23 protein-coding genes are annotated in these 21,939 nt (G+C 71.4%); 11 read left to right on the forward strand and 12 right to left on the reverse strand.

All coding sequences use genetic code 11. From position 1 onward, the window contains the following. Positions 1–228 precede the first annotated feature (228 nt). On the reverse strand, positions 229–1,152 hold the full coding sequence (locus ACN28C_RS20310; RefSeq protein WP_422769116.1) for an oxidoreductase: 924 nt from the start codon (positions 1,150–1,152) through the stop codon (positions 229–231). 99 nt (positions 1,153–1,251) lie between these two features. Here ACN28C_RS20310 and ACN28C_RS20315 point away from each other — a divergent pair, with 99 nt between their 5' ends. Beyond that, positions 1,252–1,827, forward strand: coding sequence for a TetR family transcriptional regulator (locus tag ACN28C_RS20315; protein ID WP_422769117.1), 576 nt, complete (start codon positions 1,252–1,254; stop codon positions 1,825–1,827). Positions 1,828–1,872: 45 nt separating this feature from the next. Here the strand turns inward: ACN28C_RS20315 and ACN28C_RS20320 are convergent, their stop codons facing one another. From ACN28C_RS20320 to ACN28C_RS20335, 4 genes are all read right to left on the reverse strand, one after another. After that, positions 1,873–3,534: an extracellular solute-binding protein gene (locus ACN28C_RS20320; RefSeq protein WP_422769118.1), complete on the reverse strand. Its 1,662-nt coding sequence runs from the start codon at positions 3,532–3,534 to the stop codon at positions 1,873–1,875. 489 nt (positions 3,535–4,023) lie between these two features. Continuing rightward, positions 4,024–4,935: a nickel/cobalt transporter gene (locus ACN28C_RS20325; RefSeq protein WP_422769119.1), complete on the reverse strand. Its 912-nt coding sequence runs from the start codon at positions 4,933–4,935 to the stop codon at positions 4,024–4,026. After that, on the reverse strand, positions 4,932–5,648 hold the full coding sequence (locus ACN28C_RS20330) for a hypothetical protein (protein WP_422769120.1): 717 nt from the start codon (positions 5,646–5,648) through the stop codon (positions 4,932–4,934). Before ACN28C_RS20330 ends, ACN28C_RS20325 begins: the two co-directional genes overlap by 4 nt. Before the next feature lie 76 nt (positions 5,649–5,724). Beyond that, positions 5,725–7,383: a fibronectin type III domain-containing protein gene (locus ACN28C_RS20335; RefSeq protein WP_422769121.1), complete on the reverse strand. Its 1,659-nt coding sequence runs from the start codon at positions 7,381–7,383 to the stop codon at positions 5,725–5,727. A gap of 371 nt (positions 7,384–7,754) precedes the next feature. Here ACN28C_RS20335 and ACN28C_RS20340 point away from each other — a divergent pair, with 371 nt between their 5' ends. Beyond that, positions 7,755–8,234, forward strand: coding sequence for a hypothetical protein (locus ACN28C_RS20340; protein ID WP_422769122.1), 480 nt, complete (start codon positions 7,755–7,757; stop codon positions 8,232–8,234). A 59-nt stretch (positions 8,235–8,293) separates the two neighbouring features. On the opposite strand, the gene ACN28C_RS20345 is transcribed toward ACN28C_RS20340, so the two are convergent. Next, a complete protein-coding gene (locus tag ACN28C_RS20345; RefSeq protein WP_422769123.1) occupies positions 8,294–9,082 on the reverse strand; it encodes an SDR family NAD(P)-dependent oxidoreductase in 789 nt (262 codons plus the stop codon). A gap of 133 nt (positions 9,083–9,215) precedes the next feature. Beyond that, a complete protein-coding gene (locus ACN28C_RS20350; protein ID WP_422769124.1) occupies positions 9,216–11,375 on the reverse strand; it encodes a glycogen debranching N-terminal domain-containing protein in 2,160 nt (719 codons plus the stop codon). Between the two features lie 273 nt (positions 11,376–11,648). Here ACN28C_RS20350 and ACN28C_RS20355 point away from each other — a divergent pair, with 273 nt between their 5' ends. Next, on the forward strand, positions 11,649–12,092 hold the full coding sequence (locus tag ACN28C_RS20355) for a PPC domain-containing DNA-binding protein (protein WP_422769125.1): 444 nt from the start codon (positions 11,649–11,651) through the stop codon (positions 12,090–12,092). A 46-nt stretch (positions 12,093–12,138) separates the two neighbouring features. On the opposite strand, the gene ACN28C_RS20360 is transcribed toward ACN28C_RS20355, so the two are convergent. Then, positions 12,139–13,098 (reverse strand): methionyl-tRNA formyltransferase, encoded by a 960-nt coding sequence (locus ACN28C_RS20360; protein WP_422769126.1) that lies wholly within the window; start codon positions 13,096–13,098, stop codon positions 12,139–12,141. Between the two features lie 194 nt (positions 13,099–13,292). On the opposite strand from ACN28C_RS20360, the gene ACN28C_RS20365 reads away from it, so the two are divergent. Beyond that, entirely contained in the window at positions 13,293–14,654 is a 1,362-nt protein-coding gene (locus ACN28C_RS20365; RefSeq protein ID WP_422769127.1) for a lysine N(6)-hydroxylase/L-ornithine N(5)-oxygenase family protein, read from the forward strand. Between the two features lie 21 nt (positions 14,655–14,675). On the opposite strand, the gene ACN28C_RS20370 is transcribed toward ACN28C_RS20365, so the two are convergent. Further along, positions 14,676–15,755, reverse strand: coding sequence for a hypothetical protein (locus ACN28C_RS20370; protein WP_422769128.1), 1,080 nt, complete (start codon positions 15,753–15,755; stop codon positions 14,676–14,678). A gap of 227 nt (positions 15,756–15,982) precedes the next feature. On the opposite strand from ACN28C_RS20370, the gene mptB reads away from it, so the two are divergent. Together mptB and ACN28C_RS20380 are read left to right on the forward strand one after the other, a co-directional pair. Then, entirely contained in the window at positions 15,983–17,575 is a 1,593-nt protein-coding gene (mptB, locus tag ACN28C_RS20375; protein WP_422769129.1) for a polyprenol phosphomannose-dependent alpha 1,6 mannosyltransferase MptB, read from the forward strand. Positions 17,576–17,746: 171 nt separating this feature from the next. Beyond that, positions 17,747–18,433 carry a lysostaphin resistance A-like protein gene (locus ACN28C_RS20380; RefSeq protein WP_422769130.1) on the forward strand — a complete coding sequence of 229 codons (687 nt, stop codon included), beginning with the start codon at positions 17,747–17,749 and terminating at the stop codon, positions 18,431–18,433. A 5-nt stretch (positions 18,434–18,438) separates the two neighbouring features. Here ACN28C_RS20380 and ACN28C_RS20385 read toward each other — a convergent pair whose 3' ends face one another. Continuing rightward, entirely contained in the window at positions 18,439–18,858 is a 420-nt protein-coding gene (locus ACN28C_RS20385) for a CU044_2847 family protein (protein ID WP_422769131.1), read from the reverse strand. Between the two features lie 221 nt (positions 18,859–19,079). Between ACN28C_RS20385 and cpt the strand changes: the two genes are divergently transcribed. After that, entirely contained in the window at positions 19,080–19,616 is a 537-nt protein-coding gene (gene cpt, locus ACN28C_RS20390) for a chloramphenicol phosphotransferase CPT (protein ID WP_422769132.1), read from the forward strand. 171 nt (positions 19,617–19,787) lie between these two features. Here cpt and ACN28C_RS20395 read toward each other — a convergent pair whose 3' ends face one another. Further along, a complete protein-coding gene (locus ACN28C_RS20395) occupies positions 19,788–19,913 on the reverse strand; it encodes a hypothetical protein (RefSeq protein WP_422769133.1) in 126 nt (41 codons plus the stop codon). 3 nt (positions 19,914–19,916) lie between these two features. Continuing rightward, positions 19,917–20,207: a cell division protein DivIVA gene (locus tag ACN28C_RS20400; protein ID WP_422769134.1), complete on the reverse strand. Its 291-nt coding sequence runs from the start codon at positions 20,205–20,207 to the stop codon at positions 19,917–19,919. 220 nt (positions 20,208–20,427) lie between these two features. Between ACN28C_RS20400 and ACN28C_RS20405 the strand changes: the two genes are divergently transcribed. The 4 genes from ACN28C_RS20405 (at position 20,428) to ACN28C_RS20420 (ending at position 21,931) form a co-directional block, all read left to right on the forward strand. Further along, positions 20,428–20,667 (forward strand): winged helix-turn-helix domain-containing protein, encoded by a 240-nt coding sequence (locus ACN28C_RS20405; protein ID WP_422769135.1) that lies wholly within the window; start codon positions 20,428–20,430, stop codon positions 20,665–20,667. 108 nt (positions 20,668–20,775) lie between these two features. Continuing rightward, on the forward strand, positions 20,776–21,120 hold the full coding sequence (locus tag ACN28C_RS20410) for an ArsR/SmtB family transcription factor (protein ID WP_422769136.1): 345 nt from the start codon (positions 20,776–20,778) through the stop codon (positions 21,118–21,120). Further along, positions 21,117–21,584: an SRPBCC family protein gene (locus ACN28C_RS20415; protein ID WP_422769137.1), complete on the forward strand. Its 468-nt coding sequence runs from the start codon at positions 21,117–21,119 to the stop codon at positions 21,582–21,584. The genes ACN28C_RS20410 and ACN28C_RS20415 overlap by 4 nt, the downstream gene beginning before the upstream one ends. Further along, a complete protein-coding gene (locus ACN28C_RS20420) occupies positions 21,581–21,931 on the forward strand; it encodes a nuclear transport factor 2 family protein (RefSeq protein WP_422769138.1) in 351 nt (116 codons plus the stop codon). The genes ACN28C_RS20415 and ACN28C_RS20420 overlap by 4 nt, the downstream gene beginning before the upstream one ends. Positions 21,932–21,939: the final 8 nt, after the last annotated feature.

The raw sequence follows: 21,939 nt of genomic DNA on the forward strand, positions 1-21,939 counted from the left end.
CGCAGTCGGGCTGCGGAACTTATCGGAGACGTTCCGGAACAGGAATCTAAGGAGGTCGCTGTCGTCGGGTCAAGGGCACAGGAGTTGCGGTGCGTGTCGGCAAGTGGAGTATCTGGCATCCTGGGCAGCGACGCAGCGGATCCGCCGGGTGGTGGGCCGGAATATTCCGGGATCCTGTTCGGAATATTCCGGCTCCGGCTCCGGTCGTCCCGGAAAGGCGTAGGTCACTCACCCCGGAAAGGCGTAGGTCACCCCGGTCAGCCGCTCGGAGAGCTCCCAGAGGCGGCGGCCGGTCCCCGGGTCCGCGGCGTGTCGCGGCAGCCGTACCGGGCCGGGGGCGCCACGGCTCTCGCCCCGCCCGGTCGGCCCGACGAACTCACCGCCGCCGAGTCCCGGATGGGTGGCGGCGTAGAGCGAGGGTAGGGCGGCCCGGTCGTTACTCTGTGTCAGGAGGGGCCGGAGCATGGCGTTGACCACCGCCAGGAGGCGCGGGACCTCCCGGGTGATGCCGGTCGGGCTAACCCCGGGATGGGCGGCGACCGCCAGCAGTGCGGTTCCGGCGGCCCGCCTGGCAAGTTCCCGGGTGAAGACGACGTTGGCGAACTTCGACATCGCGTACGCCCGCATCGGTCGGTATGTCTGCTCGCTGTTGACGTCCACCAGCGCCCCGGAACGCCAGCGGGAGGCGATCGCGCTGACCGTGACCACCCGGGGTGCCCCGGCGCGGAGCAGGGCGGGCAGCAGCAGGCCGGTGAGGGCGAAGTGCCCGAGGTGGTTGGTGCCGAAGGTCAGCTCGAAACCGTCCCTGGTGCTGCGGCGTTCCGGGATCGCCATCACCCCGGCGTTGTTGACCAGCAGGTCGAGCGGGCGACCGCCGGCCAGCACCGCGGACGCCGCCGTGCGGACCGATTCGAGATCGGCCAGGTCCAGCCGGCACACCTCGACGGTCGCGCCGGGCGTCTCGGCGCGGATCGCCCCGGCGGCGTCGGCGAGACGGCTCTCGTCCCGGCCGCCCATGATCACCGTCGCCCCGGCCCGGGCCAGCGCCCGGCCGGTCTCGTAGCCGACCCCGCTGTTCGCCCCGGTCACCAGGGCGGTCCGCCCCTGCTGTCCCGGCATGTCCGCCAGGGTCCAACCGGTCGTGCCAGCCATCACAGGTGCCTCCAAATGAACGTTCATTCAACAGTGGTCCCAGTGGAGCAGTTGGTGCGACGAGTTGTCAAATGAACGTTCATCCAATAGGCTCGGATCGTGGCAGCGACCCGCACGCGTGAGCCCGAGGCCAAGCGACGGCAGCTGCTGGAGGCCGCGCTGGCCGAGTTTGCCGCGCACGGCCTCGCCGGGGCCCGGATCGACCGGATCGCCGGCCGCGCGGGATGCAGCGCCGGGCTGGTCTACACCTACTTCGGCAGCAAGGACGACCTCTTCGACGCGGTCTTCGACGCCATCGTCGCGCAGGCCCTCACCGAGACCCCGATCACCACCGACGACCTGCCCGGCTACGCCGGCCGGCTCTTCGACGCCACCGAGGCATACCCCGACGTCGCCCGGATCGCGACCTGGTACCGGCTCGAACGCGCCGGCACCGGGCGGTCCATCGCCGCCGTCACCGAGGCCGGCAGGGCCAAGGTGGAGGCGATCCGGGAGGCGCAGCGGGCCGGCGTCGTCTCCGATCGGTTCGACGCCGAGCAACTGCTCGCGCTGGTGCTCACCCTGGCGACGATGTGGTCGACGCTCTCGATCGAGACCGCCGACCTCACCGGAACCGACCCCGGGCACCGTCGGGCGACGGTGGTCGACGCCGTCCGGCGACTCGTCGAGCCGTAGGCCCAACCCGGTCGGGGCCCACCGGTTGTTGCCTGTTTCGGCCCCTCAGTCGACGCTGTTCGCCAGCGCCTCCTCGAACTCGACCCGGACCTGGTCGCCTCCGGCATCCCGCCACTGCCGGACGACGTCGGCCCATTCGGCGACCGGCCGGTTGCCGCCGAGGATCTCCCGCTGCGCGTCCCCGATCAGGGTGCCGAGCTGACCGGAGCGCCGGGACCAGGCGTCGGAGAAGAGCCCGAGCGTAGGGTCCCGGAGCGCGGTGGGGATGATCGAGGCCTGGTACTCGTACGACTTCCGGGTCGCCTCGGGCTCGCCCGGCACGAAGATCACATCAGGGGCGTCCACGATGTACCGGATGCCGAGTGCCGTCTGGCTGACCCCGTCCCGGGTCAGCTCCGGCCCGCCGCCGGTCATCTGGTAGTGCACCCCGGCGACACCGTAGCGGCGGAACAGCCACTCCTCGGTGCCGAAAGGCGCGGCAAGCCAGTCGCAGACCCGCAACAGTGCCCGGATCCGGCGCTCGTCGGCCTTCTTGAGCACCGTGAAGTTGTTGGTCGCCTGCGCCTGCCAGGTGGCGGCGAACCCGCCACCGGAGTGCCGGGGCGGGCGCATCCCGCCGATGTCGAAGTCGGGCCCGGCGGTGTTCTCGGCGTAGAACTGCGGCCAGGCGGTGTAGCGGTCCGCGATCAGCATCGCGTTGCCGTCGTTGAACCACTTCTTCGTGGCGGGATTGGCGCCGAAGCTCTCCGGGTGGATCACGCCGTCCTTGACCAGCCGGGCGGTGTCGGAGAGCGCCTGGCTGAACTCCTCCCGCTCGTACGCGCTGACCAGCTTGCCGCCCTCCACCGCCCACCGCCACGGGTTGCCGAGCATCTGCCGGACGAAGTCCATCGGCGTGGTGGCAAGCGCCCAGCGCTCTGCCCTCGCGTCGGTGATCTCCCGGCAGGTCGCCCGGAACTCGGCGAAGCTCCCCGGCTGCGGATCGACCTGGAGCTCCCGGAACAGGTCGTCCCGACGCATCATCAGGGTGCCACCGACGCCCCGGGGCACCGGCAGGCCGTAGATGCCGCCGTTGTAGCGGCAGTCCCGCCAGGCGTCGGTCGGCAGGTTGGCCAGGAACGGATAATCCTGCACCGCGCTTCCGGAGAGGTACGGCGTCAGGTCCTGACACTCGGCGGCGAGCCAGGCCGGTAGATTCGAGACGCCGGCGGGCAGGCCGTTGGGGGTGTAGAGCGCCGGCACGATCACGTCCGGCAGGTCGGCACCGGCGATCAGGCTGGAGAACCGGTCCGCCATCTCGGCGTTGGGCACGACGGTCAACCGCAGGTCGACGCCGAGCCGCCGGTTCAGCTCCTGCCAGAACGCGTTCTCGGACGCGGGTGGCGGCAGCGGGGAGTTGGTGAGAACGAAGGCGGAGAGCTGGCCGCCGTCGCCGGGCGGGCCGTCGGTGGCCCGGACCGGCGGGTCCGGATATTTCAGGAAGGCGTCCAGCAGGCCCTGCGGGTTGCCCCGCAGGTCCGGGGTCACCCCGGTGTACGGGACGTAGCTCGGTAGTGGCGCCGAGCCGCTCGCCTCGTTCGGGTCGTCGCCGTCGACCAGGCCGCCGCCGTCGCATCCGGCGATCAGCCCCGGGGCGGCGACCGCGGCGGCGGTGGCGAGCGCGCCGGTGAGAAACTGCCGGCGGCCGATGGGCGGCTGACTGGTCATCGTCATCTCCATGGGGGCGGGGGAGGGTCGGGATCGATGCCGCCGACCATGATGCCAGTGGCGCGACCGTCCTGACCGGAACACGCCAGACCGACGCCCGATCTCCGGCCCGGCCGTGACCGGCGGCTCCCTAGAGTGTGCGGGTCAGCACGGTGAGGTCCTCGTCGCCGAGGCCGTGCTCCACCGCCCGCTGCCACTGCGCGGCCAGGCTGTTGGCGACTCCGAACCGGTCGATGTCGACGTCGTAGAGCGCCAGGTTGACGTCGTAGAGCGCGAGCTACGGGCGCGTCGCGCAGGACCGGGCCCCGGTCGGCGGTACCAGACGACGGTGGGCAGGCCGGAACGGACAAGGTTCGCCGCCATCGACCGGCCCGCCCATGCCACCCAGCCGAGTACGGCCACCCGCTGCGGTCCCGCCATCGACCTTCCCCCGGTTGGTGGTGCTCCCTCCCGGCAGCCTGGGCCAGGTGCAACCCCGCCGGCCCGGAATCAGCCGGTCAGCACCGAGACGGCGGCGACCAGGTAGAGGCAGCCGCCGAGGCTCACCGCCGCGCCGGCGATCGCGGGCAGCCAGGCGCTGGCGGTCGCCGCCACCGGCCACCGCCGAAGACTGCCGCGCAGCATTGCGGCGCCACGGATGGTGGCCACGCCGACCCCGGTCAGCGTGCCGGCCATCCCGATGCCGAAGGCGAGCACCAGGACCAGCGCGTCCAGGGCGCGCCCGGTGAGCAGGCCGCTGACCAGCACCAGGAAGGCGGACGGGGAGGGCAGCAGCCCACCGGAGAGCGCCAGCAGGGTCAGCCCGCGCCGCGACCACGGATCCGTCGGCCCGTCGCCGCCACGCCCGTGCCCGCCGCCGTGTTCGTGCCCGCCGCCGTGTTCGTGCCCGCCGCCGCGCCCGTGCTCGTCGCCGTGTTCGTGGGTGTGGCCGTGTTCGTGGGTGTGGCCGTGTTCGTGCGTGTGGCCGTGTTCGTGCGTGTGGCCGTGTTCGGGTCCGTGACCGACGAGGACGTGCTCGTGGGTGTGACTGTGGTCGTGGTGCCGGCCGCGCAGGTGGCGCCAGGTCAGCTGGGCGCCGACGCCGATCACCAGCAGCCCGGCCGCGACCTGCATCCACGCCGTCACCGTCTTGGTGCCGAGGCTCGCGGCACCACTCAGCCCGACCCAGGCGAGCGCCAGCACCAGGACGGAAACGGTGTGCATCGCCGCCACGATCACGCCGAGCCGGATTGCGTCCCGGTAGCGTCCCCGGGTGCCGATCAGGTAGGCGGCGGTGACGCTCTTGCCGTGGCCGGGCGCGACCGCATGTGCGGCGCCTACGCCGATCGCCACGACGAGGGCGATCCAGAAGATCTCCCGGCCGTCGAAGAGAGCGACCAGCCGGGCGTCGAAGCCGGTCACGAACTGCTCCGGGCGATGCTCCGGGCACTGCTCCGGGTGCGGCGACGCAGTCGCACCACGACCAGGGCCGCCATCGCGACCAGCAGGGCCGCACCGACGCCGGCCAGGGTCCGGACGCTGCTCGCCGGCAGGCCACCCGCGCCGGGCGTGAAGCGTACCCGGTGGGTCTGCTCCGCGGCGGTGAAGAGGGTCCGCTCCGGGGTTGCCGGGGTCTGGCTGGTCAGCATCGTCCGGTACGCCTCGTGGAGATCGGTCAGCGCGCCGACTGTGACGTCGAGGTCGACCACCTCGGCCGGGCAGTCAAAGCTGAGCCGGGCACCCTGGCTGAGCAGCCGGTCGAGGGTTTCCAGCCGGCCCGGGCACGGGGCGCCGGCCTGCCGCACCGTGATCCGGGCAAGCAGGTAGTCGTGGACCCGGGCGGAGCGCTGGAGCTTCTCTTCCCCGGTGAGGTCGGTCGCCACCGGGCCGAGCGCCGGGTCCTCGAAGGCGCCGAGGGACTGGCCGAGCGCCACCCAGTCGTCCTCGGCGGCGAGCCAGGAAATCTCCACCTTCGGGCCGTGCACACTGATCCGGGCGGTCGAGGGCGGGCCGAACGGGTGCGCGGCGGCCGGTGGTGCCGGCACGACGAGCAGGGTCAGCGCGGCGAGACCGGCGAGACCGGCGAGACCGGCCGGGCGGAGCGCGGCGGCCGGTGACGGGATGCGGGCGATCAAGGACGGGATCTCCTGACGTACGGCTACGGGCCGCGCCCGGACCACCGCTGCCGGCGGTGGCCCGGGGCGGCGGGAACTACTTGGTCACGGTGATGACCGGGCTGGTGATCTGCTGGTTCTCACTGTCCAGGAAGACCACGTGGGTGCTGTTCTTCTTGGCCGACGGCGGCAGCGCGAAGGAGTAGGTCAGCCGGCCCAACTCGTCGGCCTTCCGGTAGCCGATGAAGACGGGCGCGCCGCTCCTGGTGTTGCGCAGGTAGACGGTGACTTCCTCGCCCGGGTCGTAGCCGAACGCGGAGACCTTCACCTTGCCCTTGGCCTCGACGATGGTCTTGTTGACCGTGACCTGCTCGCCGGTGGTGTTCTCCCGGGTGCGCAGCTCGTTGACGGTACGCTCGCCGGCCGCGTTCTTCCGGATGATCACGCCGTCGTGGCGCTGGCCGTTGGCGTAGCGGGCCTCGTACCGGATGCTGTCGGCGGTGACGTCGACGAGCTGGTAGAGCTGCTTGTCCTCGGCCTCGCTCATGATGTCGGCGTCGTTGTCGGTCCAGACCGAACCGTCGACGTCGTACATCTTGCCGCCGGAGACCGACACCGCGTAGACGGTGCTGTCGTGCACCGAGAGCGACCGGCGGGACGACGCTACACTGCCCCGGCCGTACGTGTGGTCGTGCCCCTGGAGCACCAGGTCCACGCCGTACTTCTCGAAGAGCGGTCCCCACTGCGCCCGGACCACCGGGTTGTTCCGGCCCTCCGCCGTCGAGTAGACCGGGTGGTGGAAGGTCACCACGGTCCACTTGTTGGGGTTGTTCTTGAGCAGCCCCTCCAGCCAGGCGGTCTGCGCCGCCATGATGTCCGGGATGCCCTGCACGTTGGTGTTCAGGCCGATGAAACGTACGCCCTGGTAGTCGAGGGTGTACGCGGTCTTGGCCAGCTCCGCCGGCCAGCCCGCCGGCCCGTTGTCCGGGTACGGGAACTGCGGCGCCCAGAACGACGACAGTGCGCCGCCGCTGTACTCGTGGTTACCGGGGATCGAGATGTTGTTGATCTGGCCGTCGATGAAGCCGCCGGCCTGGTACCACTGCCCCCACTGCTCCTCGCTGTTGGCGGAGTCGATGAGGTCACCGGCGTTGACGATCATCTTGGCCTGCGGGCGGTCCGCGAACGCCTGCCGGAAGACCCGGGGCAGCGCCGAGTCCAGGTAGTTCTGCGCGTCGCCGTAGTAGATGAACGAGAAGGGCTGGGCGTCGGCGCTGGCCGTGGTGAAGTCGGTCCACGGGCTCCAGTTGGTGCCGTCGCCGACCCGGTAGGTGTAGCGGGTGCCGGGCTTGAGGCCGACGAACTCCACGGCGTGGTAGGTCGAGGCGTACCCGAGAGAGGTGTTGACCGACTTCGTCGAATTCGCCTTGACCACCGAGACGGCACCGGCGGCGGGCACCACCTGGCCGAGCGCGGCGGGTGCCTCCAGGATCTCCGCCTGGGCCCACTCGGGGGTGGCCTCGGCCCGCCAGCTCACCCGCTGTGAGGTGGCCGGATTGGTGGTCGGGATGAGGATGATGCGGTCGGGCATCGGGGACGGCCGGTGGATCTCGGCCGCCGGATACTTGCCCGGGGCGGCGTCACCGAACGCCACCGGGCTGAGCGCGAAACCGCCGACGAGCATGGCGGCGGCGCCGACCGCCGCCAGCCTGGCCCGCCGTGAACCCGTGATCCAGGGTCTCTTGACGTCACTCACTACAGAGCTCACCTTTCCGGTGAAAGTGGATGGTGCCGCCGGCCCGTAGCCGGTGGCCAAAGCGCATTCACGCAGAGGTGGACGACCAGGGGTCGGCCGTCGACTGGACGCCCGGTTAACGCGCTTGAGCAGCGGGTTAATTCATGATCAACAGGCTGCGGACGGGGCTTGGCTTCACCCGGCGGGCGCCGGCCGGCCACCGTACGGGCACCGCCCGTTCACTCCGGCGCACCTACCATGCCGGCGGCACGGACGTCTCCGTGCCTCGGCCGCACCGGGAGCGTCCCTGGCCTGCCCAGGTCTCCCGCCCTGGCCGCCGTGACCACCGACCGTGACCACCGACCGTGACCACCGACCGTGTACGGAGCCCGATGAAACTGCCGTCCCGCCGCTGGGCGGTGGCCGCCACCGTCGGCACCCTCGCCGCGATCGCCGCGATCGACCCCACGGTCTCGCCACCCGTCGCCAAGGGGGACGCGTTCATCACGGCGCAGACCACCGGAGTGCTGACCATCGAGGGCGGCGAGTGCTTCTCCGATCCGGCGTACTCGCCGGAGGCCGGCGAGGTGGTCGTCCGGTACGAGCCCTGCGAGTCCGGCGCCGACAACCAGTCGTACGGCTTCCTCCGGGCCGCCGACGGGCCGTGGGACCGCGCCCGGCTCGCCGACTTCGGCTGGCAGGGGTGCCGGAGCTACTTCGAGCGGCGCTGGCCGGACCGGGCCGGCGACACCCTCGACTTCTATCCCGTGCTGCCCACCGAACAGACCTGGGCGGACGGCGACCGTACGGTGATGTGTGCGGTCTACCGGCCGCGCGGCCGGCTCACCGACTCGGTACTGCCGCTGCGGTGATTCGGCTCCGGTGGTTCGGTTTCAGGGGCGTGGTTCGGTTTCAGGGGCGTGGTTCGGGTTCAGGCGCGCAGGCCGCCGTCGACCGGCAGGCAGACGCCGGTGACGAAGGAGGCACGGTCGCTGAGCAGCCAGGCGGCCGCCTCGGCGATCTCCGCCGGCTCGGCCGCCCGGCGCAGCGGGGTGAGCGCGTTGAGGCGGTCGACGGCCCCCGGCTCGTCCTCGGCCCACTGCCGGATCACCCCGGTCATCGTGGTGCCCGGGGCGATGGCGTTCACCCGGATGCCCTCCGGCCCGTACTCGGCGGCGGCGGTCTCGGTGAGGCTGTTCACCGCCCGCTTGGCGGCGGCGTACGGCCCCAGTCCCGGCGCGCCGCGCAGGCTGCCGACGCTGCTGACGTTGACGATCGCCCCGGACCCGGCGGTCGCCCGGATCGCCCGGATCTCGGCGGTCATCGAGAGGAAGAGTCCCCGGTAGTTGACCGTGGAGACCAGGTCGAAGTTCTGCTCGGTCGTGTTCACCATCGGGGTGTGCGGGATCGAGACGCCGCCGTTGTTGAGCGCCACGTCGAGCCGGTGGTGCCGCCGGATGACCCCCTCCACTGCCGCCTGGATGCTGCCGCCCTGCGTCAGGTCGGCGAGCACATAGTCGGCGGTCCCGCCGGCGTCGCGGATCTCCCCGACCACGCCGGCGAGTTCGGCCTCGGTCCGGGCGGCCAGTACCACGGTGGCGCCCTCCCGGGCGAAGAGTCGGGCGGCGGCCGCGCCGATCCCGCGACCCGCACCCATCAGAAACGCGACCTTGTCGACGAGCAGGCCGGCTCCGCTGTCCGGGGCGTTCGTTCCGGTCATGGGGTCACTCTCTCATCACGGAACGGTGATCCGCAGGTACGCTCCGTATCTCCTTGTCCTGGGAGCCCGGCCGACGGATGCTCCGGTGGAGGTCAGTCGGTTCCGGTGGAGGGTCAGTCCGTTCCGGTGGAGATCAATCCGTCAGCCGGACATGTCCCTGGCCGCCGACCGCCTCCACGTCCCAGTGCTTGCCGAAGGCCGGCAACCTACCCAACGTGACCCGGCCGAGCTCCGCCGGCAGCCTCGGATCGAGCCGGAGCCGCCCGTTGTCCGCCTCCAGGCCGAGCAGGGTGCGCAGGAAGAGCAGCGGCGCGGCGCTCGCCCACGCCTGCGGGGTGCACGCGGTCGGGTACGGCACCGGCTTGCGCCCGTACGAACGGTCGTACCCGGCGAACGCCTCCGGCAGCCGGTGCCCGGAGGCGTCGGCGGCCTCCAGCATCGCCAGGATGACCCGGGTCGCCTCGTCCCGGAAGCCGTAGCGGGCCAGGCCGTGTGCGATCAGGGCGTTGTCGTGCGGCCAGACGGTACCGCTGTGGTAGCCGATCGGGTTGTAACAGCGGTTCTCGGTGGAGGTGGTCCGGATGCCCCAGCCGGAGAACATGTGCTCCGAGAGGAGGTGGCCGGCCACCAGCCGGGCCCGGTCCGGCGGCACGATGCCGCTCCAGAGCAGCTGCCCCATGTTGGAGGTCATCGAGTCGATCGGGCGCTTGTCCCCGTCCAGGCCGACCGCGTAGTAGCCGCCCCGCTGTTCGAGCCAGAAGTCCCGGTTGAACCGCTCCCGGAGCTCGTGGGCCTCGGCACGCAACCGATCGGCCAGCTCCGGATCCCGCAGCGGGCCGTCACAGAGCTCGGCGACCCGGAGTTTCGCGTCGTAGGTGTAACCCTGGATCTCGCAGGTCGCGATCGGCAGCACCGGGATGCTGCCGTCCGAGTACGCGATGCCGTCCGGCGAGTCCCGCCAGCAGTGGTTGCCGAGCCCCTGTGGGGAGCGGGTGGCGTACTCGACGTACCCGTCCCGGTCCACGTCGCCGTAGTGGTCGATCCAGCGCAGCGCGGCGTGCACGTTGGCCCGGAACTCGCGGACGTGCTCGTCGTCGAGCGTCCAGCGCCAGTACTCGGAGAGCAGGATCAGCCAGAGCTGGGTGGCGTCGGCGGTGCCGTAGTAGGGGTTGTGCGGCTTCTCGCCGGTGCGGGTCAGCTCGCCGCTGCGTACCTCGTGCAGGATCTTCCCCGGTTCCTCGTCCCGGAAGTCGTCCAGGTTCCGGCCCTGGTAGTTGGCGAGCGCCCGGAGCGTGCCCCGGGCGAGCCGGGTCCCGAAGGAGACCGTCTGGTACGCCGTGAGCAGGGAGTCACGGCCGAAGATGGTGAGAAACCAGGGCAGCCCGGCGGCCGGCAGGGTGACCATCTCGGTGCCGATCATCTGCTCGATCCGCAGCGCCACCAGGTCCATCTTGGACTTCTCCAGGACCCGGTGCAGCAGCTCGGAGTCGAAGTCCTGGATCGGACAGTTGCACTGCCAGCTCCGGGTGGGATCCTCCCCGACGAGGTCGAATCCCTGCCCGAAGCGGCGGTGCAGCGTGGGCAGCTCGGTCGGTCGGCGCGGCAGGTCGACGGTCAGCTCGCCCCGCCACTTGGTCCCCGGTTCGAGGTGCAGGTCCCAGATCAGGTCGTTCTCCTCCACCCGGTCGGCGGGCGGGAAGACCCGGATGTCGGTGACCGCGATGAAGTCGTTGTTTCGGTAGGTGAAGCAGAGCCGGGAGCCGTCGGCCGAGTGCTCGCGGAAGACGTTCGCCGAGCGGTCCCGTACCCGTTGCTTGATCTCGAACAGGTCCGCGAAGTCGGTGCCGACCCGGAGCCGGAGCTCTACCGACCGTACGGCGGTGGCGAAACACTCCAGCTCGATCCGCTCCTGCATCGCGTCGCTGATGAAGCGCTGTCGACGGATGCCGACGCTGTTGGTGGGGACGTGCGGCAGGTCCGAGTTGGTGAGAAAGAACGCTGCCGAGTTGTCGTCGATGAGTCCCGAGCTGAGGATCAGCAGCGGTGCGCCGCCGAGGGTGAGCTGCCACTGGCTGAGCAACCGGGTGTCGTCGTGCACCAGGCCGCCGATGGTGCCGACCGGGACGTCGCCGGCGGCGTTGCTCACCATGAACGACCGCCCCTCCACGACCGCGACCGCGTCCGGACCCAACTCGGGCGGCTGGGTGCGCACGACCGAACTCGGGACCCGGACGCCGGTCACCACCTCGGGGGTCGGATCGGCCGGGGTCGGGCGCCGGACAACATTCGTCACGGCAGCCCCCTTCACCCGACGAGAATCCTTGGGCTTCCTGTCATCCGTCAGCGTAGGCAGCGGTACCCCGGCCCCGGTGCCGAACGAGGGAACGGGCTCACCCGCCTGCCCGGTCCCGTCCCGGACGCGATGATTTCGCCCCTGCACGGCCGCATCGGGCCGACGACCGGATCGGGCCGACGACCGGATCGGGCCGACGACCGGGCCGGGCTGGCAGGCATGCCGACCGCTCGGGGCGGGCAGGAGGGAGTAACCGAGACGAGGAGGCGGATGATGCGCGACGTCGAACTGGCCGATGGCGGCCGGCGGGTGGTGGTGATCGCGGTCGAGCGGGGCGAGGAGGCGGTCGCCGCGGTCAACGAGGTGGCCCGGCGCCGGGGGATCGCCGCCGCGCAGGTCACCGCGGTCGGCGGGTTCTCCGGCGCCGAGGTCGGCTACTTCGACCGGCAGGACCGCGACTACCTGCGGATACCGGTGTCGGAGCAGGTCGAGGTACTTTCCCTGGTCGGCGACATCGCCGACGTGCGCGGCGAGCCGGCGTTGCACGTGCACGCGGTGCTGGGTCGCCGGGACGGCAGCACGGTCGGTGGCCACCTGCTGAACGGCGAGGTGTGGCCCACCCTGGAGGTGGTGGTCACCGAGGTGGCGGCGAGTCTGGCCAAGCGGGTCGACCCGGAGACCGGGGTGGCCCTGCTGACCGGCACGGCAGAGAGCTGACCGGCACGGCAGAGCTGACCTGCGGCAGAGAACTGACCGGCCGCGCCTACAGCCGGCCGTCCGGGTAGCGCGTCAGGTAACCGCCCATGGTCCGGAAGTAGTCGGTGGCCGAGTGGTCCCGGCCGTCGTCGGTGCGTACCCGGGTGATGGCCAGGCCGGGGCGGTGGCCCCGGCGCGCGTCGGCGCCGGCCACGATCACCACGCCGTCGCCCTCCCGGTAGAAGATCCGGCCGGGCGTGCCGCCGTAGCGGCCCTCCGAGACCCGGGCGGAGAGGATCCGCAGCCGGGCGCCGTCGTGGTGGGTGAAGGCGTTCGGGTACGGGTCGGACTGGGCCCGCACCAGCCGCTCGATCTCGTCGGCGGGCCAGTTCCAGTCGATCCGGCTCTCCTCGATCGACCGCTTGTGGAAGAAGCTCGCCCTCGTGCGGTCCTGCCTGACCCAGTTGGTCCGGCCCGAGGCGATCAGCGCCAGCCCGTCCACGGTGATCGGGCCGAAGAGCTCCAGCGTGCGGTGGAACAGGTCGGTGGCGGTGTCGGTCGGGCCGACCGGCACGGCCCGTTGCAGCACGATGTCGCCGGCGTCGAGGGTCTCGTCCATCAGGTGTGCGGTGACCCCGACCTCGCGCTCGCCGTTGAGCAGTGCCCAGATCAGCGGGCTGAACCCGGCGTAGGCGGGCAGCAGCGAGTCGTGCACGTTGAGCGTGCCGTGCGGCGGCAGGTTGAAGATCTCCGGCGGGATCCAGGTGCGCCAGTTCGTCGCCACGATCACGTCCGGTGCGGCCTGCCGGAGCCGCTCCATCAGCTCCGGATCGCCGGGACGCTGGCGGAGCAGCACCGGGACGTCGTGCTTCTCCGCGAGTTCGGCCACCGAGTCGTCCCAGATCTTCTCGTACGCGTGCTCGCTGGGCGGATGCGTGACGACCAGGGTCACCTCGTGCTCGGAGTCCAGCAGTGCCTGGAGGGTGCGGTGTCCCCAGGTCTGATATCCGAACATGACAACCCGCATCGGTGGTCTCCTCTTCACTCGCGTTCCGCCCCTGGACCGACTGGTCAGGTGGTCCATATTGTTCTTGACCTTGGTGTAGGTTAGCCTAACCTAAACGTCGCGGATGGTCGACCATCCGTGCCAGCGCCCCGGGTCCGTACGGATCCAGTCCTCCACCAAGCCGCCCGACCGGCGGGCAGACTGATGGGACAGGTATGTCACGAACCAATCGAAGCGACGATTCCCAGGTCCACGATCTCCTCGGCATCGGCTTCGGTCCGTCGAACCTCGCCCTGGCCATCGCGATCCGCGAGGCCACCGCCGGGCCCGGCCGGATCGACAGCGCCGTGTTCCTGGAGCGGCAACCGTCCTTCGGTTGGCACCGGGGGATGCTGCTCGATGACGCCACGATGCAGGTGTCGTTCCTCAAGGACCTGGTGACGCTCCGCAACCCGACGAGTGAGTTCAGCTTTCTCTGCTACCTCCAGAGCCGGGGTCGACTGATCGACTTCATCAACCACAAGAACCTCTTCCCGTCCCGCGTCGAGTTCCACGACTATCTGGAGTGGGCTGCGGCGCAGGTCGACGACATGATCCGGTACGGGCACGACGTGGTGGACGTACGCCCGGTGTGGCAGGACGGCGAGCTCGACCACTTCGAGGTGCTGGCCCAGACCGGCCCCTGCTCGGCCGCTCCGGTCAGCTACCGGGCCCGCAACCTGGTGCTCGGCGTGGGACTGCGGCCCTACCTGCCCGAGGGCGTCACCCTGGACACCCGGGTCTGGCACAGCCGTGACCTGCTGCCCAACCTGCGCGGCCTGGTGCCGTCGGCGCCGTCCCGCTTCGTCGTGGTCGGTGCCGGGCAGAGCGCGGCCGAGGCCGTCGACCATCTGCACCGCGAGTTTCCCACCGCCGAGGTCTGTGCGGTCTTCTCCCGGTACGGCTACAGCCCGGCCGACGACAGCGCCTTCGCCAACCGGATCTTCGACCCGGGGGCGGTGCAGGAGTTCTTCACCGCCCCGCCGGAGGTCAAGGCGATGATGCTCGCCTACCACGGCAACACCAACTACTCCGTGGTCGACCAGGAACTCATCGACGAACTCTACCGTCGCGTCTACCAGGAGAAGGTACGCGGCATCGAGCGACTCCGGATCCTCAACCTGTCCCGCCCGGTGGAGACCGTCCGGACCCCGGACGGGGTGCGGATGGTGGTGGAGTCGCTGGTCACCAACGAGAAGATGGTGCTCGACGCCGACGTGGCGGTCTTCGCCACCGGATATCGGCCGGTCGACCCGTTCGACCTGCTCGGCGAGACGGCTCAGGTCTGCCTGCGCGACGAGGCCGGGCGGGCGCTGGTCGACCGCGACTACCGGCTGCGGACCCTGCCCGAGGTGCGGGCCGGTATCTACCTCCAGGGCGGCGGCACCGAACACAGCCACGGGATCTCCTCCTCGCTGCTCTCCAACACCGCCGTTCGGGCCGCCGAGATCCTCGACTCGATCGCCGCCCATGCGGCCACGGTCGACGCCGTCACGCCCATGGATCGCCAGCCCGAGTACGCCGCCCCGGGTGTGTGAGGAGACGAAGCTCCGCCGGGGTCAGCCCCACCAGTTGACCATGAGCTTCCTCGGCCAACTCGACGACCAGTAGAAGACGTACGGCCGCTGCGGGCTCTCCGGGGTGTCCTGGATCGTCACCGCCGCCCCGGAGTCCAGGTAACCGAGCATCTCGGCGTCGGTGCCGACCTGCTCGGTCCACTCCCAACTGCGGCCCGACCACCAGTCGGACCAGACCGGGCCCCCGTAGCGGTCGACGACGAACAGGTAGGGGCGGTCGCCGACGCTCGGCTTGTCCTGCACGGCGACCGCCCCGACCGGGTTGAGAAACTCGAACCCGAACGCGTCGGGATGGTAGACCCACTGCCACTCGCCGCCAGCTCCGGAGAGTTCGAATACATAGCCGTACGCGCCGACGAAGGCGTGCGGCCACGCGGCACCCCCGGGCGCGTCCCGTACGGACAGCGCGCCGAGGCCCCGGGAGTCCGGCAGGCTCATGCCGTGCGGTGTGCCATGGTTGGTCCAGGTCCAGCGGCTGCCGTCCCAGCCGTTGCGCCACACCCGTCGCTGGTTGTCCAGCACGAACGCCTGAGGCCAGTCGGCGTCCTCCGGGCCCAGCCGTAGGTTGACCACGCCGACCCGGGTGCCGTAGGGCAGCAGGACCCCGTCGGTAGGCGTGCCCCGATCGTCCCACTGCCAGCCACCGCCGTCGAACCAGTTGAGCCAGAGGTGGCCGTCGACGGTCTGCACGAAGACGTACGGCCGCTGCGGCGCGTAGAGGTCGTCCTGCACCGTGACCACCCCGACCGGGGCGGAGATCTCGCTCTTCGGCGGCGCCCCGAGCGGCAGCCAGTGCGCCCCACCCGGGTCGGACCAGACCGCGTAGAGCTGGCCGGCGATGACGGTGAACACCCACGGTCGCTCCTCGCCGTCGATGCCCTGTCGCACCGAGACCGCCCCCACCGGTTGGATGTAGGTCGCCTCGCTCACCGGACTGCCGTAGTCGTCGAGATGCCAGCGCCCGGCGGCCGGGCCCGCCGCCGCTGTCGCAGTGCCGGCGGCCAGCAGGATCCCGACCACGATCACGGTGAGCGCTCTGGTGCGTCGCACAGCCCTCGACATGGGCATCAGCCTCTTTCGGGCGCGAACGAAAACCGGCTCCGGGCCGGTACGAGGGACCATCCCGGTCGGTGCGACCATCCTGACCGTCGGAGGCGTGGCGCGGTGTCGTCATATTGACATGGTTCGCATTGTCCGGAGCCGGACCTGCGCGCGGTCGTCGGCGAAAGTTCGCCGCCCGGTAGACCGCAGCGGGGCGGGGGTTAACCTCTCCTGGCAACCCTGCCCGGATGCGGCAGCCCCTTCCCCCGGCTCGACTGCGCTGGTTCGGCCTGGCGGGCAGTGTGCTGATGGCCGCCAGCGCCCACCTCGCCGGCTCGGCCACCGACCGCGGGACCGGCTGGGTCGTCGGAGTCGGGCTCTGGCTGCTCGGCGCCGGAGGGCTGGTCGCTGTCTGGTGGCGGCTGCGGGCGGTCGCCGCACCGGGCTGGCTGCTCGTCACCGGTGCGCTCTGGGCCCTGCCGCTGCTGCTCGCACCACCGCTGGGCAGCACCGACGTCTACGCGTACGCCTGCCAGGGCCAGACCGTCGCCGCCGGTCTGGACCCGTACGCCGTGGGGCCGGACGCGTTGCCGTGCCGGTGGCTGGAGTCGGTTCCGCCGATGTGGCGGGACGCGCCCGCGCCGTACGGGCCGCTCTGGCTGCTCGTCGCGGGGTTCGTGGCGAGCCTGCCCGACGCCGGCCTGCCGCTGGCGGTGACGATGCTTCGCCTGGTCGCCGTCGCCGGCCTGCTGCTGGGCACCGCCGCCGGTGCCCGGCTGGCCCGGCACTGCGGCGGGGACCCGGCCAGGGTGGTCTGGCTGGGCGCGATCGGGCCGCTGCCGCTGGTACACGTCGTCTCCGGCGCGCACAACGACGCACTCCTCGCCGGACTGGTCGTCCTCGGCCTGCTCGTCGCGGCCGCCTCGTCAGCCCCGACGGGGTCGCCTGCCGCACACGGCTCGCCTCCTGCGGTGTCGGGCTCGGCTGGGTCGGCTGCGGTGTCGGGCTCGGCTGGGTCGGCTGCGGTGTCGGGCTTCTCTCGGCTGGCTGCCGGAGTCGGCCGGCTGGCGGTCGCCGGTGTCGCGTTCGGGGCGGCAGCCTCGGTCAAGGCCACCGCGCTGGTGGTGGTGCCGTTCGCACTCGCCGCCGTACCCTGGGCCCGGACTGCTCGGCGCCGGATCGCGGCCGGAGCGGTCCTGGCCGTGGCGGCGCTCGGCACCGTGCTGCTGCTCGCCACCCTGACCGGCTTCGGCCTCGGCTTCGTGCACGCCTGGCAGGCGACCGCCGGAAACGTCCAGTGGTCCTCCATCCCGACCGGGGTCGGCATGGCCGTCGGCTACGGGCTGCGGGTGGCGGGCCGGCCGGAGGCGTTCGACGAGGCGGTCGAGGTGGCCCGGTCGCTGGGCCTGGCTGCGCTCGCCGCCATCCTGCTCGTCGCCTGGCGGCGTGCGTTGCGCGACGGCGTCGCCACCGCCGTCCCGGCCGCCGGGGCGGCGTTGCTCGCGACCGCGCTGCTCGGGCCGGTCTTCTATCCCTGGTACGCCCTTGCCGGCGTCGCTGTACTCGCCGCCGCCGCACCTCGGGGCCGGGTGACCACCCTGCTCGACGCCGGCTCCGCCGGACTGGTCTTCCTCACCCTGCCGGACAGCCTCGGGCTGGTCACCAAGACCAAGGTGCCGGGCGCACTGCTGGACGTGGCCCTGGTCGGCTGGCTGCTCGGTCGCCGCGCGGGGCGGCTGCCGGCCGACCTGGTGCGGCGTTCGCGGGTGCTGGTCGGCCGGACCGACGCCCGGCGTCGCCGTCGCGTTCGTGTCTCCGCCGAGTATCGAGGGTCGAGGTAGCGCAGCGGCTCCCTGTCAGGCGTGGTGGGGCACCTGCACGAGCCGTCGCCTGCCTGTCAGCGTCGCCTGCCTGTCAGCGCTGCCTGCCTGTCAGCGTCGCCGTCGCCGGGTGGCCGGCGTATCCGGCGTATCCGACGTACACCGTTCACCTGGACGGGGCACCCTCGCGGGGTGACCACCGACGTGTCTCCGGCGGCACGGCCGCCCGCCACACCGCCCACCGTCGCGCGTCGCGGCTACCTCGCCGCCGAGTACGCGCTGCTCTTCTTCGGCGCCGTCCTCGGATATGTGCTCGCCGGCAGCCCGGGGAGCCCGATCCCGCCGCTGCTGCTGCTCGCCGGGCTCGCCGCGCTCTACCTCCGGCGGCGCCCGGGCGTCGACCGGCGGACCTGGTGGGGGTGGGCCGCACTGCGCACCGAGTGGGTCCCGATGCTCCGGCTCTGGGCGGTCGCCGCCGGGGTGGCCGTGGTGGCACTCGCCGTCCTCGCGCCCGAGCGGCTCTTCGGGCTGCCCCGGGAGGCGCCGTTGCTCTGGGGCGCAATCGTGCTCCTCTACCCGCTCTTCTCGGTCTATCCCCAGGAGGTGATCTTCCGGGCCTTCCTGATGCGCCGCTACGCCCCGGTCTTCGGCACCGGGTGGTGGCTGGTGGCCGCCAGCGCGTTAGCGTTCGGATTCGTCCACCTGATCTTCGGCAACCTGCTGTCGGTGCTGCTGACCCTGGCCGGTGGCTGGCTCTTCGCCCGCCGGTACCGGCGCAGCGGCTCGCTGCTTGTCGCCTCGGTCGAACACGCCCTCTACGGGCTACTGGTCTTCACCGTCGGGCTCGGCGATTTCTTCTATCACGGCGCGGCCGGATAGCGACCTCAGGCGAGGCTGCCGGCTGTCGTCTCCGGGGCCGACTCCGCCGACACCTCGTCCGGCGTGCTTCCGTCCGGCTCGGACGCCGGTGCGGTCGCGGGTGTCCTGTCGGCGCGGCGGTTCCACTCGAAGGTGAGCTTGAGGTGTGCCTCGCCGGTGGTCTCGGCCACCACGAAACCGCCCTTGGCGGCGACCTTGAGGCCGAATTCGACGGTCACCCGGTCGGCCCCGCCAGCACCGCGGGCCCGTGCCGCCGCGCCCCTGGCCAGCCGGGAGAACCGGTCGAACGCGTCGTCGAAGGTCTCCGACAGCCGGGCGATCACCTCCTGGCTGCGGCCGGCCGGTACGACGCCGTCGACCTGGTTGGTCACCTCGACGAGTACGGTGGCTCCGTCGTCCACCGGAACCTCGACGTAGTAGGTCATCCCCGAAAACCTCACCGGTCGACGAATACGGCCGACCCAGTGTAGTGGCGCCCACCCGCCCTGCAAGACCAGCGCCCCCACCCACCCCACCGGCCCCACCCGCCCCCGCCCAGACACCCTCGTGCGGATAGATCTTGACGATCTGTTGTCGCTGGAGGCGCAACAAGTCGTCAAGATCTGTCAGAGTCGGATGCCCGGGGGCGTGGATTTAGGGTGGGGGTGTGGTGGGGGTGCGGGTGATCGTGCTGAATGGTGGGTCGAGTTCGGGTAAGTCCGAGATCGTCCGAGCTCTGCAGGCGGTACTGCCGGATCCCTGGCTTGGCACGGGGGTCGACGCGCTCATCGAGATGATGCCGGCGTCCATGCGGGCACACGAGGCCGGGGTCGAGTTTGCTCCGGACGGTCGGGTGAGCGTCGGACCGCAGTTCATGCGGCTCCAGACGGCGTGGATGGCGGGAGTCGCCGCGATGGCCCGGAGCGGCGCGGGGGTCATCATCGACGATGTCTTCCTCGGTGGCGCCGGTTCCCAGCAACGGTGGCAGCGGGTCCTGGCCGGGCTGGACGTGCTGTGGGTCGGCGTCCGGTGCGAGAGCGCGGTCGCGGCGAGCCGCGAGGCCGCCCGGGGAGATCGGGTCCGGGGCATGGCCGCGTCCCAGGCGGAGGTGGTGCACGAGGGTGTCGCCTACGACCTCGAGGTGGACACCACGCACACCGACTCCCTGACATGTGCGCGGATCATCGCGGCACGGCTGAGGTGACCGACCGCGCTGCCGCAGACGAGTCGACCCGCTGCGTCATCGCGGTCGTGCGCCCGGCCGCCGTCCTCGCCGGACCGTCGTGCGGGGTGCGGGGCGGAGCCCGGCCGGCTGCACGAAGATCTCCCGGCGGCAGACCGCCCGGCCGTCGGCGCCGACGACGTAGCTGCTGAGTCAGCACCAGTCGTGGTAGGTGGGCCTGGTCGAGACGGTGGTGACCCGCAGCAACGCCCGGCCGCCGGCGAACTGCACCGAGGCGCGACCGTCGGTCACCAGCAGGTCACCGGGGCGCGGCAGCACGGGCTACCAGCGGCCCGTGTTGCCGCGCGGTCGGTCGGGCGCGGTCTCGGTCAGCGGCTGCCGGCCCGGCCGGTCACGTAGCGCGCGCCGGAGGCGGGCGTTCTCGGTCAGGGTCATGGTCAACTCGCGGAGCAGGGCGGAGATCTCGTCGGCGAGCCGGAGCTGGAAGGCCCGGACCTGCTCACGGTCGACGCCATCGCGTCGGGACGTGAACTGCCGGGTACGTATCTCGTGCGGCGTCAACCAGTCCGGCGAACCGCCGCTGGGCAGGCCACCGCGATACACCTGGGCCACGTCGATCCTCTCGGGTGGTGGGACCCGTCCGGCGCGGTCAACGAGCCGGCGACTTGGCAGGTCGGGACGGGTGCACACCGCCCCGACCGAGTGAGCCGATCTTGTTGCCACACAAGGAGCGACTCAGGGGCAACTCTAACGACATATTCGTTTAAGTCAACCATTGGTTGTCGTGTTGGGGCGCTTCGTGATCGAATTGGTGTGCCACGCAAGGAGTGCCATGCCGACGACGCCCGACTACATCCGTATCGCTGACGAGATCGTCGCCAGCGTGCGAGCAAAGCGGCTTCAGCCGGAAGACAAGCTGCCGCCAATCGCACAGATGGCGGCGGATCATCGTGTCGGCACGTCGACCATCCAGCTTGTCTACGTGCGGCTGGAGGCGCTGCGCGTGATTCGCCGCCATCAGGGCAAGGGGATCTTCATTACCGATCCGAAGACCTGGATGCGGGAGCCCTGACCGCCCGGCCCGGCGCGATCCACCTCAGAACCCTCACGACGGTTGAGGCGAGCAGGATATTCAACGAAAAGCTTGCGCAACGTACCTGTTGCAGATAGCGTCCGGAGCGTGTCAACCACTGCCGACGCCGACCTCGACGCCGTCTTCGCCGCTCTCGGCCACCGGACCCGGCGGGCGATCGTCGCCCGACTCGCCCGGGGCGACGCGACAGTGGGTGAGCTGGCCGAGCCCTTCGACCTGACGCACCAGGCCGTCTCCCGGCACGTCGGCATCCTCCGGCGCTCCGGCCTCGTCCAGCAGTGGGTCGACGGCCAGCGCCGACCGTGCCGGCTGAACGTCGAGCGCATGCGGGAACTGGGCGGGTGGATCGCCGAGCAGCAGCGGGAGTGGGAGTCGCGCCTCGACCGCCTCGAAGAGCACCTGGCGGCCGTGCGGACGAGGCGGCAGCGGTGACGAGCGAGGTCGACCTCGACGGCGACCAACTGATCGCCCGCCGCCATCTCGACGCCGAGCCCGCGCTGGTGTGGGAGGTCCTCACCACCCCTGAGCACCTGGCCGCCTTCTGGGGCGGCCACCACGCCACCGTCCCGCCCGACTCGGTGGTCGTCGACCTCCGGGTCGGCGGCACCTTCGCGCTGGAGACCGAGGGCGCCGACGGCAGCCGGCGTCCACTGCGCTTTCGCTACGAGGTCGTCGAGCCGCCGGCACGCCTGGTCCTCGCCGAGGCGCGCACCGGGATCACCACGGAGATCCGGCTGCGACCGAGCGGGCGAGGCACGACGCTCCTGGTCCACCAGCGGCGGTTGCCGCCCGAACTACGGTCCGAGCAGGCCCGGACCGGCCTGGCCGGCATCCTCGACCGGCTCGACACCGTGCTCCACGAACTGACCAGCGCCACCGATCGGGAGAGACAGTGACCCCGCAGACCCAACTCGTGCACCGTTACATGGACGGCTTCCGGCACAGCGACCACGAGACCATCCTCGGCTGCCTCGCCGACGACGTCGTCTGGACGATCCACGGGTTCCGCACCACGCACGGCAGGGCGGAGTTCGATGACGAGATCGAGAACCCCGCCTTCGAGGGCAGCCCCGAACTCACCGTCGACCGCACCGTCGAGGCCGGCGAGGTCGTCGTGGTCACCGGCACGGGCGTCGGGCACCACCGGGAGAACGGCCGTTTCAGGTTCGCCTACAGCGACCTCTTCACCTTCCGGGACGGCCTGATCGCGCAGGTCGACTCCTATGTGGTCCCGCTCTCCTGAGCGGCGCC

The organism is Plantactinospora sp. WMMC1484 (assembly GCF_049315195.1).
Classification (GTDB): domain Bacteria; phylum Actinomycetota; class Actinomycetes; order Mycobacteriales; family Micromonosporaceae; genus Plantactinospora.